The organism is Paenibacillus sp. FSL H7-0940 (assembly GCF_037979415.1).
GTDB lineage: Bacteria > Bacillota > Bacilli > Paenibacillales > Paenibacillaceae > Paenibacillus > Paenibacillus amylolyticus.
Genome location: NZ_CP150280.1, coordinates 5,996,766 through 6,014,775, shown reverse-complemented (window position 1 = coordinate 6,014,775; position 18,010 = coordinate 5,996,766). Strand labels below are relative to the sequence as shown.

Annotated in this window: 12 protein-coding genes and 1 pseudogene; 3 read left to right on the top strand and 10 right to left on the bottom strand. The window is 47.5% G+C overall.

Annotated elements, in window-relative coordinates:
- Nucleotides 1-43 precede the first annotated feature (43 nt).
- From MHB71_RS26535 to MHB71_RS26510, 6 genes and pseudogenes are all read right to left on the bottom strand, one after another.
- Nucleotides 44-478, bottom strand: a pseudogene (locus MHB71_RS26535) (HNH endonuclease); the annotation flags it as partial.
- A gap of 1,589 nt (nt 479-2,067) precedes the next feature.
- Nucleotides 2,068-3,243, bottom strand: a complete 1,176-nt coding sequence (locus MHB71_RS26530) for an acyltransferase (RefSeq protein WP_047840877.1) — start codon at nt 3,241-3,243, stop codon at nt 2,068-2,070.
- Nucleotides 3,244-3,524: 281 nt separating this feature from the next.
- Entirely contained in the window at nt 3,525-4,871 is a 1,347-nt protein-coding gene (locus MHB71_RS26525; protein ID WP_340028109.1) for a deoxyribodipyrimidine photo-lyase, read from the bottom strand.
- A gap of 35 nt (nt 4,872-4,906) precedes the next feature.
- The gene (locus MHB71_RS26520; RefSeq protein WP_340028108.1) at nt 4,907-6,070 is read right to left on the bottom strand and encodes a response regulator; all 1,164 of its coding nucleotides are present in this window, start codon (nt 6,068-6,070) and stop codon (nt 4,907-4,909) included.
- Nucleotides 6,071-6,165: 95 nt separating this feature from the next.
- A complete protein-coding gene (locus MHB71_RS26515) occupies nt 6,166-9,261 on the bottom strand; it encodes an ATP-binding protein (protein WP_340028107.1) in 3,096 nt (1,031 codons plus the stop codon).
- Between the two features lie 239 nt (nt 9,262-9,500).
- Nucleotides 9,501-9,929 carry an SRPBCC domain-containing protein gene (locus tag MHB71_RS26510; RefSeq protein WP_340028106.1) on the bottom strand — a complete coding sequence of 143 codons (429 nt, stop codon included), beginning with the start codon at nt 9,927-9,929 and terminating at the stop codon, nt 9,501-9,503.
- A 227-nt stretch (nt 9,930-10,156) separates the two neighbouring features.
- On the opposite strand from MHB71_RS26510, the gene MHB71_RS26505 reads away from it, so the two are divergent.
- Entirely contained in the window at nt 10,157-10,924 is a 768-nt protein-coding gene (locus MHB71_RS26505) for a class I SAM-dependent methyltransferase (RefSeq protein WP_340028105.1), read from the top strand.
- A 310-nt stretch (nt 10,925-11,234) separates the two neighbouring features.
- Here the strand turns inward: MHB71_RS26505 and MHB71_RS26500 are convergent, their stop codons facing one another.
- Entirely contained in the window at nt 11,235-12,269 is a 1,035-nt protein-coding gene (locus MHB71_RS26500) for an NADH:flavin oxidoreductase/NADH oxidase (protein WP_017691643.1), read from the bottom strand.
- 48 nt (nt 12,270-12,317) lie between these two features.
- Nucleotides 12,318-12,509, bottom strand: a complete 192-nt coding sequence (locus tag MHB71_RS26495; protein WP_017691642.1) for a 2-hydroxymuconate tautomerase family protein — start codon at nt 12,507-12,509, stop codon at nt 12,318-12,320.
- Between the two features lie 444 nt (nt 12,510-12,953).
- On the opposite strand from MHB71_RS26495, the gene pepT reads away from it, so the two are divergent.
- A complete protein-coding gene (pepT, locus tag MHB71_RS26490) occupies nt 12,954-14,192 on the top strand; it encodes a peptidase T (protein WP_339190671.1) in 1,239 nt (412 codons plus the stop codon).
- Nucleotides 14,193-14,327: 135 nt separating this feature from the next.
- Here the strand turns inward: pepT and MHB71_RS26485 are convergent, their stop codons facing one another.
- Nucleotides 14,328-15,020 (bottom strand): cyclic nucleotide-binding domain-containing protein, encoded by a 693-nt coding sequence (locus MHB71_RS26485; protein WP_340028104.1) that lies wholly within the window; start codon nt 15,018-15,020, stop codon nt 14,328-14,330.
- A gap of 283 nt (nt 15,021-15,303) precedes the next feature.
- Here MHB71_RS26485 and MHB71_RS26480 point away from each other — a divergent pair, with 283 nt between their 5' ends.
- Nucleotides 15,304-16,143, top strand: a complete 840-nt coding sequence (locus MHB71_RS26480; RefSeq protein WP_036612138.1) for a methyl-accepting chemotaxis protein — start codon at nt 15,304-15,306, stop codon at nt 16,141-16,143.
- Nucleotides 16,144-16,289: 146 nt separating this feature from the next.
- Here MHB71_RS26480 and MHB71_RS26475 read toward each other — a convergent pair whose 3' ends face one another.
- Nucleotides 16,290-17,726, bottom strand: a complete 1,437-nt coding sequence (locus MHB71_RS26475; protein ID WP_340028103.1) for an alanine/glycine:cation symporter family protein — start codon at nt 17,724-17,726, stop codon at nt 16,290-16,292.
- Between the last annotated feature and the right edge of the window lie 284 nt (nt 17,727-18,010).

The window sequence follows — 18,010 nt, the reverse complement described above, 5'->3', positions numbered from 1 at the left end:
TGTGCTCTTCATATCGAAACCCCGATCCATCTTCGGGGGCATATTATCCTTCTTCCAGCTGCGCTTCCTGCATGGCCAGTTCAATCAATTCTGCCTGATGGGCAGCATTCCATTCGGGAATACCGGAACGCATGAACTCTTCGGCATCCATCGCTGCTTTGGACTGGTTGCACAGATTACAGGCGCAGACACAGTTGAGCGGAGTGGTATGTCCACCTTTAGCACGCGGCAGCAGATGGTCAATCGTATCTCCGTACGATCCACAGAAGTAACAGGTGTAGTGATCCCGGGTCAAAATATACCGTTTGAAATCCTTGTTGCTGAACAATCGGCGAATCGTATACCGATTGACCACCACAGCGGCTTTTTCCTTCACCAGCGTGACCGCAAGCTCCATGTCCACTTCCTGATGCCAGCGTCTGCCTTTGTCCGTCTTACCTCTCATCCGTACCATGCCTTGCCGGTTGGTCCGGAGCGAAGCCGGATCTTCCGGGTCGATGGCTACCGGGGCCGACGGGGTCTGGCGGCGGGGACGGCCATCCGTGCCAGCCCCGTGACTACGGCTGGCGTGCGCGGGTCGCTGCCCGGATGCAACGCGGGCAGCGTCTTCGCCGCTCGCCTTGGGCGCACGCTCCTTGCGCGTCTGGCGCGGCTTGGACCCTGGCGAGCCAGGCTGGCGCACGGGCGCAGGAGGCCCTGCCTCCGCAGCGGCCCCCGGCGCTTGCCCGGGCTCGCGCCCGGTGGCGGCAGGCTGTGCCTCCGCCGCCGAAGGTGCAGCGACCGTGGTGGCATCGCCACGGTCGCTCAGTGCCGGCGCATGGGCCTCAGCAGCTACGCTGCGGGCCTGCCCTGCGCCGGGCGCGAGCGCGGCAACACGCTTGCGGCGCCGCTTGCGCTTGCGTTTGGCTGCGGTCGGTTGATCCGCAGCCATGGGCTCTGCTGCCGGGCCTTGCGGCTCAGCCTGCAGCAGAGCCTGGTGGGCCGCCGCAGTCTGCTCGACGGCCTGCACTGCAGCGGCTGCTCGCGCGCCAGCCCGCTGTGCACTGCCTTTTTCATTCGCAACAGCATGCCCGTGCGAATGCCCTTCTTCCCCACGCCAGCGCTCGCCTGGCTGTGGCTCATCTCCTACCTCACCCGCCAAACCATCATGCTCCAGACTCGTCTCTCTCAGCTCATTGCCCGTTATGCTCTCTGATCGCTTGCTCTTCCTCCGTCTTCTCCTCTTCTTCCGAATACCCGAAGAAGAGGGTGAGGAAGTCACCAAGTCAGCATGTTCATCGTCATTCGAAGATGACGAGTCTACTGACGGTTGAGACAACAGACTTCTGTCAGACTCAGACACCGTAGCTGATCCCTGCTCCATACCATGGGAGATACGACCTGCCTCATTTCTTGCAGATGCAAAGGGTCTGGCAGTAACAGCACGTGTCTCCAAGCCATCCCGTTGATGCTCGATCCGTTCATTCGTTCGTCCGCTCACGCTTGAACCTGACTCGTGGTCAGCCTGTCCACCAAGCTGGCGACAGCTGCGGCAGGCTCCACGCCTGGCTCCGGGACCTGCCCGCTTTCCGGTTCTGCGCCGGAATTCGGACATCGGCCGCTGTTGTCCGCAATACATACACGTTTTGCTCAGTCGCGCTTCTTGTTCCGTCTTTCCTTGCCGGAAAGGGGCTGGACCCGTCTCCATGTTGTCACCTCGGTTCCGTATGAATCCGGTTTCTTTCTATTGTATCACATCTGCTCGTGAACACCCTCATGGCCATAGGCCTGATAATCTTTTGAGTTGTACTCCTGTGTCTGTTCACTGCATTCGTGAAGAATGTGTTCCACATATTCCAATATATCCTGCATCGGTCTCCCGCATTTTTCGCATGTTGTCATTATATTCACCTTAATCCTGTTATCCATAATGTATTATCGTTCCGCCTTATGATTACCCCTCTTACATGAAAAAGAAACACTCGTTCCCCATATTACACATATCTGCATACATCAAAAAAACCGCTTCCTGCTCTTCCCTAAGGTCGACCAAGAAACGGTTTATTATTCCTGTGTTGGAAATGTATCTTAACGAACGTCCAATTGCCCCGAGTTCTGTTGTGGGACGAGACGTGGTTTGGGTTTTGGCAGATTGCCAAAGATGACCCATGCATATGGAACAAACCTTGCCGTCAATCCAACGACGATCCACGAAGCGATTAGAGCTACACCGAATCCTCCGGCATACCATAGATGCACTAACCACGATACTCCTGTTTGAGGTGGATAATTCCGATACACCAACAGGAAGAATGGATGAATCAGATAGATGCCAAAGGACAATGCCCCAAGCCGATTCAGCGGCTTGACGATGAGTGACGGCCCTTTGCGATAGAGCAGATAGGCAATCTGGATAAGCACCAGCGCACAAGCAAAGGTATGCACATTCCAGAAGAATTCATACCACAGTGTGTTATACGTTGCGATCTTCAGACGCAGCAGGTAATAGATATACACATGGCCAAGTCCGGCAATGATCCATACCGCCCAGAGCAGAATCCATGAAGCTACGCGTCCTTTGGTTGCATTGGCTCGACTGATGACAAACCATTGCTTGATTTTAGGGAAATATACCCCGATAAAAGCACCCAGCATGAAATAGGAGAAGTACGAGAACGCCCAGCTTCCCTTGTTGGGTACCTGGAATCCATATTTATTACTTACGATGAATGCCCATTGAATCAATAGTCCAATCGGAACAGACCATTTCACCACAGAAGGATATTTCTTAAGCAACCATAACACCAATGGGAATAACAGATAAAATTGCATGTTAATAAACACAAAGTACAGATGTGTATAGGCCTTACCTGTAAACAATTTCGTGATAAAACTTACTGCCGATTCGCCGAAAGGTCGGCCCTGATAATGCGTGAAATGCAGCAACACAAAATACATTAATGAAAAAAGGAAATACGGAAGCAAAATATACACAAATCTTTTCTTGTAGAAGTTACTCACGAGTTTCTTATCCAGTGGACGGGAATAATAGTTATAGAACAGTACGAAACTGCTCATAAAAATAAAGGTTGGCGTACCATATTTCATAAAGATATTAATAAAGTTGTACAGCCAGTAGTAGCCTGAGCCCGTCATGTCCACCGTCGCGTAGGACGTAGAATGCACGCTGAGTACGCCGATAATTGCCAGGGCACGCACCAGATTCAGCTCTGGAATTCGCTCTCTTTTCAGTGTTTCACTCATGTTTACGTTTCTCCTTAATGTGTTCGTCAATATGTCAGATATGACTTAATACAATAAAGCTCTCTATCTATTAAAAGCCATAATGCTTAAGATGGATAGTCCATTTTCTTAACAATTCCTAAATTTCCAACACATTTCACACTATTTTCATGTCTATATATGTAAAAAAGACCGCGAGTACGCGGTCTGTGGAACATCCTGCTCTCAACCAAATGAATATTGGATCAACCGGATGAGAATGGTAAATTTGGGTTTGGGCATGCATCCCGCCCTGACTGAGTCTACTTCGCACGACTCGCCAGAATCTGTTTATACACGTCAATCGCTGCGTGTCTCGATGCCTTCAGATCAACAATGGCATCTTTGCGTGGCTGATGGATGTCCTTGCTATGCAGATCCTTCAATTCAGGCAACCACTTGCGAATATAATCACCTTGCGGATCATACTTCTCGGATTGTGTTACCGGATTGTTCACGCGAAAATACGGAGCCGCATTCTCCCCAAGCGAGGCACACCATAACCAGTTACCTCGGTTTTGAATGTTATCATAGTCACGCAGCTTACGCCTGAAATAAGCTTCGCCCAAGGTGAATGGGCATTGCAGGTTTTTGGTGAGAAACATCGCCGTGAGAATCCGCAGCCGGTTTGGCATATGTCCAGTTTCATTCAGTTCCGTCATCGCTGCATCAATAATCGGAATGCCTGTCTCCGCCTTGCACCACCGTTCAAAGTAATCATCATGGAGAGCCGAGATATCGTACACCTTTTCATATGTAAAATAGTGACTCTCATAGACCGCCCGATACAGATAGAAGTCGCGGAAGCACAACTGCCTGATCCATTCCCCAGCCTCAGCCGTGCGACTCGCCGCATCATACATTTTGCGAATGGATACAGCTCCCACAGCTACGTAAGAACTGAGATGACTCGGCTCGTACGCCTCATATTCATCCCGATGATCCCCGTATTCAGCAATTCGATCCGACAAAAATTGATCCAACAGCAGATGCGGGTCCTCGTCATTCGAACCACTGCCCTCCAGCAACTCCGGAGGTACCTGCACTGCATCCGGCCATTCAATCTGACGATCACTCACCTTCAACGCTGCAACCGTTGTTGCCGAAGGAGGGTTGGGATGTTCATTCATGAATTCCACCCACCGCCGATGGAAAGCCGCAAATACCTTATATGGCTCCGACTTGCCTGTAAAATTGGCAAATCCATTCAGATCCATTAACAGATGATCCGTCAGTTGTGTGAACGAAACCTCGTGCGCCTCACTAACTTTGCGTATGGCCCTATCCCGCTCGATTGCATATGGCGTCATGTCCCGATGGACCACAATCTCGTTAATCTCACCTTTGAATTCGTTCAGGATGAATTCAACCACTTCAGCCGGTTTGCCAAAAGCAACATGCAGTTTTCGATTGGCTTCAAGATACTGTCTGCCTAATTCCGCTGCGTGCTGCCTGAAATTCACACCGCTGTGTTCCTTCTCTCGGCCTTGCCGCAGGAGGAATGAATCATAGATGAGAACATGCACGCTCTCTTCTTGGTGTTCCCGCAAATAATCGAATGCGGCCAGATCATCCGTACGCAAATCTTTGCGGTGTATGAATAGCTTCATGCTCACCCTCCTGTCTGAACTTACATTACATACGTTTATTTATCCGTCAGGTTTTGATATAACCTGCTTGTTTCGGGCTCCGGCTGATACCCCAGATCCTCATTTAATGTCAATGTAAATGAATGATACAAACGAAGTATGCCTTGCTGATCATCCATAGATGCATACACTTCCATCATGAGTCGGCAGATCTCTTCCGAATAAGGCTCCCGTTCCTGTAATATCGTTAATTGCTCAATCGCTTCCTTGCCACGACCATGCTCCATGTCCCATCTCGCGATATCCATAACCAGCGCTGTATACTTGCGTCTGAGTTCCCTCGCTTTGGCCTGTGCCCAATGATAATCATGCTCTTCCAGATAATCGCCACGATAAAGCGGAATCATATGCCTCAAGTCATCGACATTGTCGGATGTGATGACGTGGTAAACCATGGATTTTTCAAATTGATCCACATCACTTACCAGATTGCCTGATAACAGACGATAACGGTTCATATTGTACTCCAGCTTGCCTGTCATGTTCCATTCCTTAAGCAGCTTTCGAATCTGGTATACGGAAGTATGTAGATGGGTTAATCCCTTTTCCTGGGAAACATCACCCCATAGCTTATCCAGCAGAATCTCTTTGCTTACCCATTCTTCCCTGTGATGAAACAAAAAAGCAAACAATTCCTGTGATTTGGTTGTGCGCCACTTATGTTTCTTGGCACCCTGATCCAAGCTTCTGTAGATATCCAGATGTTTGAACGTAAGCAGCCCCGGAACTTCAATATCCAACTCCACAGGTACAGGTTCCGATCCCTGTACCTCGGCGGTGGCTGCAACTTGAGAATTATGCGACATTATGCCCGCGATTCGATCAACGGTTTTGGCCAATCGGGCGGAGCTTACCGGTTTCAGTACATAATCCAGTGCATGCAGCTCAAATGCTTCCACTGCATGGTCCGCATAAGCCGTAACAAAGATAATACGAATACTCTGATCCAATTGCTGTATATATTCAGCCGCTTCCAGGCCATTCATCTCGGGCATTCCAATGTCCAAAAATACAACATCTACACGTTCCTTTGCCAGAAAATGAAGACCATCACGAGCTGTTGAAAAACATTGCACGGGTGTAATTCGTCCGTCCGTTCGTAGTAGTCGCTCCAGATGAAGCTGCGCTGGCTTCTCATCATCGATCACAATGGCTCTCACCGTTCTTTCAGCCTCCTGCCATGAAAGATTCAATAGGAATACCGATTTTATCGGCACCCCCTAGTCTGTTAACCATAATTGCTTCACTTGGCACACTAATTGGAATAATCCACCTTTTGCACAGGGATACGGAATCGGATCTGCGTGCCTTTGCCCACATGGCTATGAATCTCCAGTCCCTGACCATAGAGAGACATCAGGCGACGGTTTATATTTTGCAGCCCCACACCTCCCGGACCTTCGGTACGCCCAGACTTGACCTGAGCCATACGCTCAGGGGGAATACCTACACCATCATCCTGGACCTGGACGACTACATGCTCGCTCTCTTGGAAAATCCTAAGATGAACTGTCCCGCCGGCTGCCCGCTCCATCACGCCGTGGCGAATGGCATTCTCCACAAGCGGCTGAATACTGAGAGGTGGCAGATACAGAAGTACGTCCGATTCCACCTCATACTCAACCACCAGTCTTTCCTCAAATCTCGCCTGTTCCAGATGCACATAAGACTCCACCAATTCCAGCTCTTTGGTCAAAGGAACAAGCTGCTCCCTGTTCTGGAAGTCAAAACTTCCGCGCAGGTAATGACTCAATTCAATCAGCAGATCGGTTGCTTTGTCCGGATTCACTGCACAGGTTGCGATAATAACATTGAGTGCATTATATAGAAAATGTGGCTTGATCTGGGCCTGCAAAAAGGCCATTTCGGTCCGAATAGCCTCCTGCACAGAACTCCGCATCTCAATTAACGTCCGAACTCTGGCGCGCAATTCACCGGCATCCACCGGTTTGCTCAGAAAGTCATTGGCTCCCGCTTGGAATCCGTGTTTGATATCCTCAGGCAACCCACGGGCGGTCAGCATCAGAATCGGTAACTCCGACAAGGAACTGTGCTCGCGCAGTTTGCGACATAACTCAAGCCCGGACATCTTAGGCATCATCCAGTCCGTAATAACAAGATCAATGGACGGGAACTCCTCACGGAGTTTCAATGCAGTGGACCCGCTGTCCGCTGCAATCACACGATACCGCTCCGTCGACAATAGGTTAAGCAATACCTGTCGATTGACGGGATCATCGTCTACAATCAGAATCGTATGCTCCGCTTCCGTAAGATCATCCTGCTCATCTGACTCTCTTGTCACAAGCTCCTTCGCCCCTGCCCCCTGTGCAGCAACATATCGGGCGGCAGCTGGTTTCGAATGAGTTTGCAAAAGCGGCATTTTCATAACAGGCAGGGTGAAATGAAAAGTCGAACCTTGCCCCGGCTTCGATTCAACCCAGATCTCACCACCGCCAAGCTCAACGAGTTTTCGCGTAATACTCAGACCCAGTCCGGTTCCATTATTCAATCGCTCAATCGTGCCGTTACTCTGCTCATACGCCTGGAAGATATCCTCCTGTTTGTCCAAGGCAATGCCTACCCCTGTATCAGCGACCGATACCTTCACCCAATCCCCTTCAACACTGGCGTACAATCGAATCTCACCCTGCTCAGTGTACTTATAGGCATTACCCAGCAAGTTATACAGAACTTGCCTTAGGCGATCTTCGTCTGCCTCAACAAGTGGCAAGGACTGGGGCCATTGTTGAATCAATATAACCGGCTTGTCCTCAAACGTGAAACCCGAGACTTCAACCACAGTACGAGCAACGGATTCCAGATCGACAGCTACCCGTTTTAACTCGATCTCACTATTTTTTAATTTGGCAAAATCCAAAATATCGTTAACCAGCAGTGAAAGGCGCTTGCCGGTTGAAGTAATCATGGAGAGATTTTTCGCTTGCTTGGGCGTGACTGCTCCAGCCGCCCCTTCCAGCATGGATTGCGCAATATTAATGATGCCATGCAGGGGCGTTCGTAGCTCATGAGACGTATTCGCCATGAACTCGTCCTTCAGGCTGTCGATGGCCAGCAAACGCTCCGACAGAGCTTCCACGTCTCGGAATGATTGTGCAAAGCGGATTGCGGTCACAATCATCTGGGCAAATACAAATAATAAAAGTTCAATCAGCGCAAAGAACGCTGTGTCTAGGGTAGTGAACGCACCAAGCGTATATAACACAACAACCATGAGTATGCTCATCATACTCACCAGTGCAAAGTGGCTATCATTCGGTCGTCCTTTCAACCAATAGAACATGGCTCGCAGCGTATAGAACATGACAACAAGCGAGATCAGCAACATGGGAAGCTCAAGAGACGAGAAAAGCGTCGGAGGGAGCGTAATACCCACAATGGTCTGGGTAATGATTAGTACTACAGCCAGACGAACAAACCACTGATGAACTGCTCCTGGCACACGGGCATCCATATACCGAAGCAAAAAGTAATAGGCAAAGGCTGAACTAAGGAGCTGAATCCGAAGTATCTCATTATTGGTCAGGAACGGTACAAACGTACCCAGTAACTTCTCCCCATGTGTCAGAGCGTATACCGCACCAGAAAGGCTGAATAACCCGAGAAAACGAAGCTCCTTCTCCGTACGTCGTAATCTGAACAGAAGTAGAAAAAAGGCGGCTGGCAAGATAAAACCGAATAAGGCCATCAGATCCTTGAGCCAACCTTGTTGCTGGCTTTTCAGAATACTATGCTCGTCTCCAAACAAAATAGGCGCTACAATACCCCCAGACGAGTAACTATAATTTGATACTTGAATGATAATGTCAGCCGTATTGCCCTCAATGGACGTGAATCCTGTAAAGGGCAGATTTAATTGTATATCTGTTGCCTTGGTCTTTCCTGGCAGGCCTTTGCCACCAATCTCTTTACCATCGATAAATACCCGGTGGGCCATGCGTATATTCTGCGTGCGTATACCATAATCGTTTTTCATCGTTCGGGGTGTAAGCTGGACTTGCAAATGATAGGTTCCATACCCATGCGCCTGCCCCAAAGATTTGTTCCATCGGGCAGGAACTTGAGTGCCAGACGAAGCTGGCAAAGGCTTGCGACCGGATACACTTGCTTCAATATCTGCCGGGCTCAGCAACTGCCCAGGGTAGAAATCCCAGACACCCTTTAGAGACGCTGCACCCTTGCGATCAAAGTCCCATTGGGTCAGGTCAATTTTCCCCTCTGAAGCTTGAGGGTTAATCCGCTCGCTAATTAACGTCTGGGCGATCCAACCCAGTGGAACAACGACAATACATATGAAGCTTATGGTCAGCATAATCCAGTGTTTTCTCATCTATGTATTCCTTCCATCCACAATGGCGAGAGACGTCTAATTTTGTCGATTTATCACTATAATTCATGTTACACGTTTCTGGTGCTCACGGAAATAGTTTCCGTATCATAATCGGTCAAATTCGTTATAATTTGAAGGATTTCTATCTTTTCCGCCAGCTCTTGGTACACCAAGGAACCCCAGGCCGAATTTCACCGGAATGAACGGGCGAAATGGCCTGGGGTTGATTGAATGAAGATTTATTTAACAACTTGGGCAAGCTTCTGAACGATTCCGGCCCATCCCTGTTCCATACGTTCGCGTACGATAGCGTGGGCCTGTCCAAACTCGGTCAGTTTATCCGCATCCCAACCGCTGTGAATCAGTGTGAAATCCGTACCTTCGGGCTGTTCATTCAGTTGGAACGTCAACGTCCAGTCCTTCCCCCAGCGGAATGACAGCTTGTGCAGCGGAAGAACTTCCGTCACCTGACACGGTGATTGACCGAAGGGGCCTGCTTCCAATATAAACTCGTGACCTTCCACGGGTTCCAGATTGCTTGGCATGAACCAGGTTCTCAGTCCCTGCTCGGTCGAGACCATCTCCCACACTTTCTCTACAGGTGCATGGAGCATAATTTCCTGCCGAATATCTGGCAGTGCACTTGATGAACTTGATGATGAATCCATTCGAATCACCTCCTTATACATATCATTTCGTATAACTACCCGAATAGAAGTTGACCTCCGCTTTATCCACACCCTATAATTGGAACATATTACATAAAAGGTGCGTGATTCCTATGATAGTCTGCTCTGAAAAATCCAATTCCAACCGTTGCCGGAAGGGATAATCCTGCTCATTCCCCTTCCACGTTTTTATTTTAATACATTTACATGTGGGGGATACCTATACCATGTCATTCAGTTATTACGGTCCATTATGCACCGCCGTTTATGATCTCACGAAACCTGTGGGACACTCCTTGGGAGGAGACATTGAATTCTATCGCCATTATCTTCAGCGCTGCAATGGACGTATCCTTGAAGCCATGTCAGGATCAGGCCGAGTGCTCATTCCTTTGCTTGAAGCAGGCTTGAAGGTGGATGGAATTGATTATTCGACCGATATGATCAACTCTTGCCGTTCTCGTTGTATGGAGCGGGCATTACCCATGCCTGAGCTATTCGTTGCCGATCTGGAGAAGCTTGACCTTCCATATCGATACGAGGCAATTATCATTCCCGGAGGTTCTCTGCTCCTCATCCAAGACAGACAGGCGTCGATTAACGCATTGCGTAGTCTATTTCAGCATTTAGAACCTGGCGGCAGGCTCGTGTTTGATCTGTTTCTGCCCGATCTGACACAACCCTCTTCTGTAGAAACATCAACCGTTTCATTACCCGATGGTGATACGATCACGGTAGAAGTGAAAACCATTGAAGTGAACCTTCTACACCAATATAAAGTAAGTCTGATTCGCTACGAACAATGGCATCAGGGTGCTCTTGTTGCTACGGAGCTGCAACAACTTACCTTGCATTGGTACGGCATAGAAGAGTTACGCCTAATTCTCGAACACATTGGTTTCTCTGACATTAAAGTGTACGCCGACTTTAACCCGGATCAACCACCCACGCAGTCGAATCAAAAATTCGTCTATGAAGCAACTAGAAGAGCGTAGTCATCCGTAATTGAGTCTACATGCTTCTCATCATACAAAATCAGGCCACAGCATGAGGTTAAACCCATGCTGTGGCCTTTTTTACTATATAAAATTTGCACTAACATTTACACGAAAACGAAGAGGACAGAAATAACTTGAAGAAGCGGAGCGTTCGCCTAAAAGCTTTCTGAAAGAAAGCTACATCGGAAGCTTACGCTATCATCAGATTTTCACCTTTGAAAAAGTGAATCAAAAAATCTGAGGATAACAGCGATCGGAAGGTTATTCTGTCATCGGAGTGGCAAGTGTAAGTATAATTTGGAGCAGATTAGTATCCACGAGAATATTGCTCTGCAATGGCAGCTTGATCCTTGCTGACACCCAGTTCCAGAGCCGCATGGTTCGCCCAGTACGGATCACGCAACATGCCTCTACCAACCGCGACCAGATCCGCATCGCCGTTGCCAATCACCGCCTGAGCCAACGCTGCATCCTCCAGCATACCCACTGCGATTACAGGAACGTTCAGTTCTTCACGGAAACGACGGGCAAACGGTACCTGATACCCCGGATAGTTCCCCGGTTTCCGCTGTCCGGAAGGACCTTCGCCACCTGAACTGATATGGAACATGTCCACGCCTGCATCTTGGTAGGCACGAGCGATATTGATGGTGTGGTCGATATCGTATCCACCATCCGCGTATTCTACAGCCGAAATCCGCAAAATCAGCGGCATATCTGCTGGCATTTCTTTTTTCACTGCACGAATGACCTCAACGCCAAAACGGGACAGATCCTGCCCATATACATCCTCACGATGGTTCATCAGCGGGGAATGGAACTGGTGGATCAGGTATCCATGTGCACCGTGCAGCTCAATGGTATCTACTCCAGCCTGCACTGCGCGGCGAACACCGTCTGCGAACTTTTGCACCATAGCTTCTACTTCTTCCGTACTTAACGCACGTGGTTCCTTGTACTTTTCTCCCGGGAATGTAACTACCGATGGGGCAACCGGCTGTGGAGCATCCTCTGCTTTTCGTCCCGCATGTGCGATCTGAATAGCTACTTTGGAGCCGTAGGCATGAATTCCATCTACAAGTTTGGTGAAGGCCGGCACATGCTCATCTGACCATATCCCCAAGTCATTATCCGTAATACGTCCATCCGGATCTACATCGGTCATCTCGATTACAATCAGTCCTGTTCCTCCAACCGCACGGCTCACATAGTGAACCTGATGCCAATCGTTCGGAATGCCATCCTTCGCTGTGACAGAATATTGGCACATCGGTGCCATAACGACACGGTTATTTAATTGCAGACTCTTGAATTGATAAGGCGAAAATAATTGTTCAGTCATTAATGTTGCATCTCCTGTTCCATGATCATGATATATATGAAGCCTAACTTATTTGTCTAAGTCCGAAAACAGTTTTCCGTTCTTGCCGTAATTGTCCTTCTCCAAATCCTCAATGAAGATAAAGACTTTGCTCGGATCAACATCCAATGTCTCACAAGCCACCTGAGTCATACGTTCAATCAACTGACGTTTCTGCTCGACCGACTTGCCTTCCAGTACCTTAACCGTGATAAACGGCATGTCTTGAACACATCCTTTCTTCATCATTTATTATGAACCTCAGTTATAGAAATACAAGTACGTACATTTTTGTGACCTAGTACCCTTTTTGATACCTAGAAATCCTCATATTTCGGATCTGCCCCATTCTGGAAATGACTGCAAAACATGATATGATAACCGTAGAGAACCACAATAATTACTATACCCAATTTACATAAGTTGTGACTAACGGTTACACGATAACGGAGAGGGCAGAAATAACCTGTAGAAGCGGAGCTAAAAGCTTTCTGCAAGAAAGCTGCATCGAAAGCATACGCTATCCTCAGATTTTCACCTTTGTAAAAGTGGATCAAAAAAAATCTGGGGATAACAGCGATCAGAAGGTTATTCTGGCCTCGTAGTGGATCAGTGTAAAACAAGTAGTTCAACTTATATACTACTCAAGCTAGGGAGAGGTTATATATGAAAGATATATTAATTCAAAGACTGAGTACTTATGTTCAGATGGATACCCAATCCGATGAAAATAGCGAGACATGCCCTTCCACACCCGGCCAACTGGCCTTGGGCAAACTGCTCGTTGAAGAATGTACATCCATTGGTCTGCAAGATGTAACGATGGATGAGAACGGTTATGTCATGGCTACACTGCCATCCAATACCGACAAGGATATTCCTGTAATTGGTTTCCTGGCTCACCTCGATACAGCGACCGACTTTACTGGCAAAAATGTCAAACCACAGGTTATCGATAACTATGATGGTGCTGACATTGTGCTGAACTCGGAACTGGATGTAGTACTGTCCAACAAGGATTTCCCAGAACTGCACGAGTATAAGGGCCACACGCTGATCACAACCGACGGTACAACATTGCTTGGTGCAGACAATAAGGCAGGCATTGCTGAGATCATGACGGCGATGGCCTATCTGATTGAGCACCCGGAAGTGAAACACGGTAAGATTCGGGTTGCTTTTACCCCGGATGAAGAGATTGGCCGTGGACCGCACAAGTTTGACGTAGCTGCTTTTGGAGCCAAATATGCTTACACAGTTGATGGCGGACCGCTTGGCGAGCTGGAATACGAGAGCTTTAACGCAGCCGCCGCCAAAATTACCGTACGAGGCACCAATGTGCATCCCGGAACAGCGAAGGATAAGATGGTGAACTCCCTGAAAATTGCGATGGAATTGAATCGACGCCTGCCTGTGGAGGAAGCTCCTGAATTCACAGACGGTTATGATGGCTTCTACCATCTGTTGTCTCTGGAGGGTGACGTTGAGCTGACAAAGATGAGTTACATCATCCGTGATTTCGACCGGGAGAAGTTTGAAGAGCGCAAAACAAATCTATTGAATATCGCGAACGAACTGAAGACCAAGTACGGAGAGAAAAGCATCACGGTTGAATTGAATGACCAGTACTATAACATGCGCGAGAAAATTGAACCCGTACGCCAGATCGTCGACATTGCTCATGAAGCCATGACCCGACTGGACATCGAACCTGTTATTCGCCCCATTCGGGGAGGAACAGATGGTTCCCAGCTATCCTATATGGGCATGCCAACACCAAATATCTTCACTGGTGGTGAGAACTACCACGGCAAATTCGAGTATGTATCGGTAGACAATATGGTGAAGGCCACCCGTGTTATTGTAGAGATCGCTCAATTGTTCGAACAACGCGGAGATATCTAATCCACTTGAAGTGCAGAGCAAAAAGAGCACCCCTCGGTATATTCGGGAGGGTGCTCTTTGTTGTGCCGTATTGTATTTTATTGTGTCGCGTCATGTCGCTTAGATATGCAGGCTTGGTCTTTATTTTAAAATACATCACTCATATATATTGCCTCCTGCGATGACACGCAACTGTTCCAGATCACAGATCACTAGCTTTCGCTGCACTTTGCGAATAATATCTCGATTACACAGATCTTGAACGACTCTATTAAGATGTCTATAGCTAGTGCCCAGCATATCGGCCAGTTCGGTGAGCTTGGAGGTCTGGATCTCTTCCGAAGAAGACTCGTCCTGGCCCATTGTGGACAACAGATAGCTGGCAAATCGGCTCTCGACCGGATATAACATATTCAGACTCGACAGGTTGGAAAAGGTATACAATTTGTGCGTAACTTGACTCAACATAAAGTGGAGAAACTTAGGGTTCTCTGCATACGTATTCTGGAGAGCGCGATAGCTGATACCCAGCAGCAGGCTTTTGCTCACAGACTCTACCGTATTCATAGCCTCCTTGCCATTTACCAGTTCCAAATCTCCCACAAGCGCAAGGGGTGTACTGAAACGAAGTAACAGAGACTTGCCGTTAGGCAGGGTGGTATAGATCTTGAGCTTGCCCTGCACGAGAAAATATAACCGCTCGGGTCGTTCACCTTTGGCACATATCATCTCGCCCTTCGCAGCCTCAAGTAGTCGCAACTCAGCGAGCGCAGGCTCGTCCAGCACCTGATCCAACCCATGCTCACGGGCAAGTTGCCGCACAAGCCCAAAGTCCATAACTTCTTTCATTCCGACTTCCCCTCCGTTGTCGTATATAACGTATGTAAAAGGACATATGTCCCATAATTGATATACACTCGTACAAATATCTTGATATAAAAATAGTTACAACTAACACTTATATCCAATAAATCATTTTAGATGGGAAATATTTTAAAATTTAATCATAAAATGTTCATTCTTTCATGCAAAATGCCGTTCACGAAAAGTCATTTCCGTCCGATGAAAGATAGAGCATTCCATAGATCGTTAAAAATAATACATTCAAATATTGAAAGGATGGTCCTCTTCCATGAACGTTGTAGATGCCCTGCTTAAAGTAATGCCTTATATCAGCCTGATCCTCAGAGAACCAGCTAGTTTAACTCTTTACGATCACGAAAAAGTATTAGATGTCATTATGACAGATAAATTTGATCTTGGTTTTGAAAAAGGAATGTCACTCTTGGAATCGTATCAAAACTTTGCCATCTTAAAAAACGGAAGAGAAGCTACTCTCGCTACACTCTCCAAGGAAGTTTATGGTATTGAACTGGATATTTTGAACATTCCGATCTTTGATGATCACCAGAAAGTTGTTGCTGTTTTCTGTGTGTCTTACGACCAATCTAACCAGAACCAACTTGAAGACATTATACAAGAAAATCAAACCATCAATGGTAACCTCGTTGATATGGTGCAACATGTCGCCGCTCATGCCGAAGAACTGCAAGCAACCAGTGAGCAGATCTTGCAGAACACCAGACTTGCTGTTCAGAACTCTTCCCAAATCAACAAAGTAGCCGGGTTCATTCGTGAAATCTCTGAGCAAACCAACCTGCTTGGCCTGAATGCCGCTATTGAAGCCGCTCGCGTTGGTGAAGCTGGTGCCGGCTTCGGTGTGGTTGCTTCCGAAGTACGCAAACTCTCTGTGGATGCCAAACAAGCTACAAGTGACATCGATACTAGTCTGAGAGATGTACAACAGGTCATCAAACAGATGGAAGTTGAAGTCTCCCAGATTGCAGCCTCTTCACAGGAACAAGCAACGCTTGTATCCTCCTTTACGGATGTGATTGAGCAGCTTAATGAAACAGGGGAGCGAATGAAAGCTCTGTCTGAACAACTGATCAGCTATTCCGTTAAAAATTAATCAAAATATATCTTTGATGAACTTTGGCTAGTGCAAAGATACATTTTATATGCAACAAACAGGACTCGGGTTGCCCATGATGGATAATCCAAGTCCTGTTGTTTGTTGTGCCCATTTTATATAACCAACTACGTTCAGATAAAATCTTAATTGGTTACATGTATTGATTTATCTCCAATAACTTCTTCTTCCGACTTCCAGCATTCCACTACACCCGGAATATAAATCCGGTCCCGGGTAAAGACGGGATCACGTCCTTCAGCCTTCTGTTTTTTGTAGTCCTTCAACGCTTCGAAAGTCACCTTGGACAGCATCAGAATTGCAATCAGGTTCACCACCACCATGAGCCCCATGAACAGGTCCGCCAAATCCCATACCAGCTGTACTTTGGCTACCGCACCAAACACCACCATCGCGATAACGCAAATGCGGTATACCCACAGCCAAACTTTGTTGGATTTGATAAACTCAATGTTGGTTTCTCCATAGTAATAATTTCCGATTAGTGTACTGAAGGCAAACAGGAACACCATAACCGCCAGGAATCCCGATGCCCATGAACCAATATGTACACTTAATGCAGCCTGAGTTAATTCAATGCCTCCCAGATTGGAACCTTTGTATACCCCGGATAACAAAATAATCATGGCTGTGCTTGTACATATCACTAACGTATCTGTAAGCACGCCAAACGCCTGAATAAGTCCCTGTTTCACCGGATGTGTTGTATCCGCCGTTGCAGCAGCATTCGGGGCGCTACCCATGCCCGCCTCATTGGAGAATAATCCGCGTTTCACACCATTCATCAGTGCAGCGCCCAACGTTCCGCCAGCCACCTGTTCGATGCCAAAGGCATTTTTGACAATCAACGCAATCATGGCCGGAAGCTGGGTAATATTCGCCAGCACCACAAAAGCCGCTACCCCAATGTACAATACGGCCAGTACAACAACGATGTATTCCGATGCTTTTGCAATCCGTTTGACACCGCCCATAATAATTCCTGCAAATATCACAGCCATAATGATACCCACGGTTAACCGATCCGTGCCAAATGAGTTCTCAAATGCAACAGTAATCGTGTTAGACTGCACCGCATTAAAGACCAAACCAAATGAAAGGGTAATGAGAATGGCAAATAAAATCCCCATCCAGCGTTTGCCCAACCCACGCTCCATATAATATGCAGGACCGCCGCGGAATCCGCCCTTATCCTTCACTTTATAGATCTGAGCCAGCGTACTCTCCACAAAACTGGAGGCTGACCCAATAATTGCAATGATCCACATCCAGAATATAGCCCCAGGTCCCCCCAGTGCGATCGCCAGTGCAATACCGGTAATATTCCCTGTACCTACACGGGCCGCCATACTAATACAGAACGCCTGAAAAGGTGAAATTTTGCCTGGTTCCTTGCTTTTTGGCTCTCGAAGCACCTTTACCATATCTCCAATCATGCGGAATTGCATGAATCGGGTCTTGGTGGTGAAGTATATACCACATACTACCAATAATATAATTAACACTTTGGACCATAGAAAATCATTGAAAATGACGACAATATCTTGTATTGTTTGCTCCATCGGTATGCCCCTTTTTATGGTGTATTTCAAGCACAGAGATGGTTACGCGAAAAGTTTGTACCATTCTGCACAACACTAGCCCCAGACTTCGGGATGTTACTTATACTACAAGGGCATCTACGGAAATCGACAAATACCTACATGCATTTTCTAGATTTATTTTAAAAATGGGCTTTGATCGCCCAATCATTGTCATTTAACCTAACATGTCAGGTTCTATGCAAGAAGGAAAGGAACGATTACACTGGAACGAGAGTTCATCGCGGCGTTAACCGCCTTTACCA

Bases quoted from the DNA above. Each gene is read 5' to 3' on its own strand.
- MHB71_RS26530 (WP_047840877.1), bottom strand. From the start codon at position 3,243: ATGAGTGAAACACTGAAAAGAGAGCGAATTCCAGAGCTGAATCTGGTG.
- MHB71_RS26525 (WP_340028109.1), bottom strand. From the start codon at position 4,871: ATGAAGCTATTCATACACCGCAAAGATTTGCGTACGGATGATCTGGCC.
- MHB71_RS26515 (WP_340028107.1), bottom strand. From the start codon at position 9,261: ATGAGAAAACACTGGATTATGCTGACCATAAGCTTCATATGTATTGTC.
- MHB71_RS26510 (WP_340028106.1), bottom strand. From the start codon at position 9,929: ATGGATTCATCATCAAGTTCATCAAGTGCACTGCCAGATATTCGGCAG.
- MHB71_RS26505 (WP_340028105.1), top strand. From the start codon at position 10,157: ATGTCATTCAGTTATTACGGTCCATTATGCACCGCCGTTTATGATCTC.
- MHB71_RS26500 (WP_017691643.1), bottom strand. From the start codon at position 12,269: ATGACTGAACAATTATTTTCGCCTTATCAATTCAAGAGTCTGCAATTA.
- MHB71_RS26495 (WP_017691642.1), bottom strand. From the start codon at position 12,509: ATGCCGTTTATCACGGTTAAGGTACTGGAAGGCAAGTCGGTCGAGCAG.
- pepT (WP_339190671.1), top strand. From the start codon at position 12,954: ATGAAAGATATATTAATTCAAAGACTGAGTACTTATGTTCAGATGGAT.
- MHB71_RS26485 (WP_340028104.1), bottom strand. From the start codon at position 15,020: ATGAAAGAAGTTATGGACTTTGGGCTTGTGCGGCAACTTGCCCGTGAG.
- MHB71_RS26480 (WP_036612138.1), top strand. From the start codon at position 15,304: ATGAACGTTGTAGATGCCCTGCTTAAAGTAATGCCTTATATCAGCCTG.
- MHB71_RS26475 (WP_340028103.1), bottom strand. From the start codon at position 17,726: ATGGAGCAAACAATACAAGATATTGTCGTCATTTTCAATGATTTTCTA.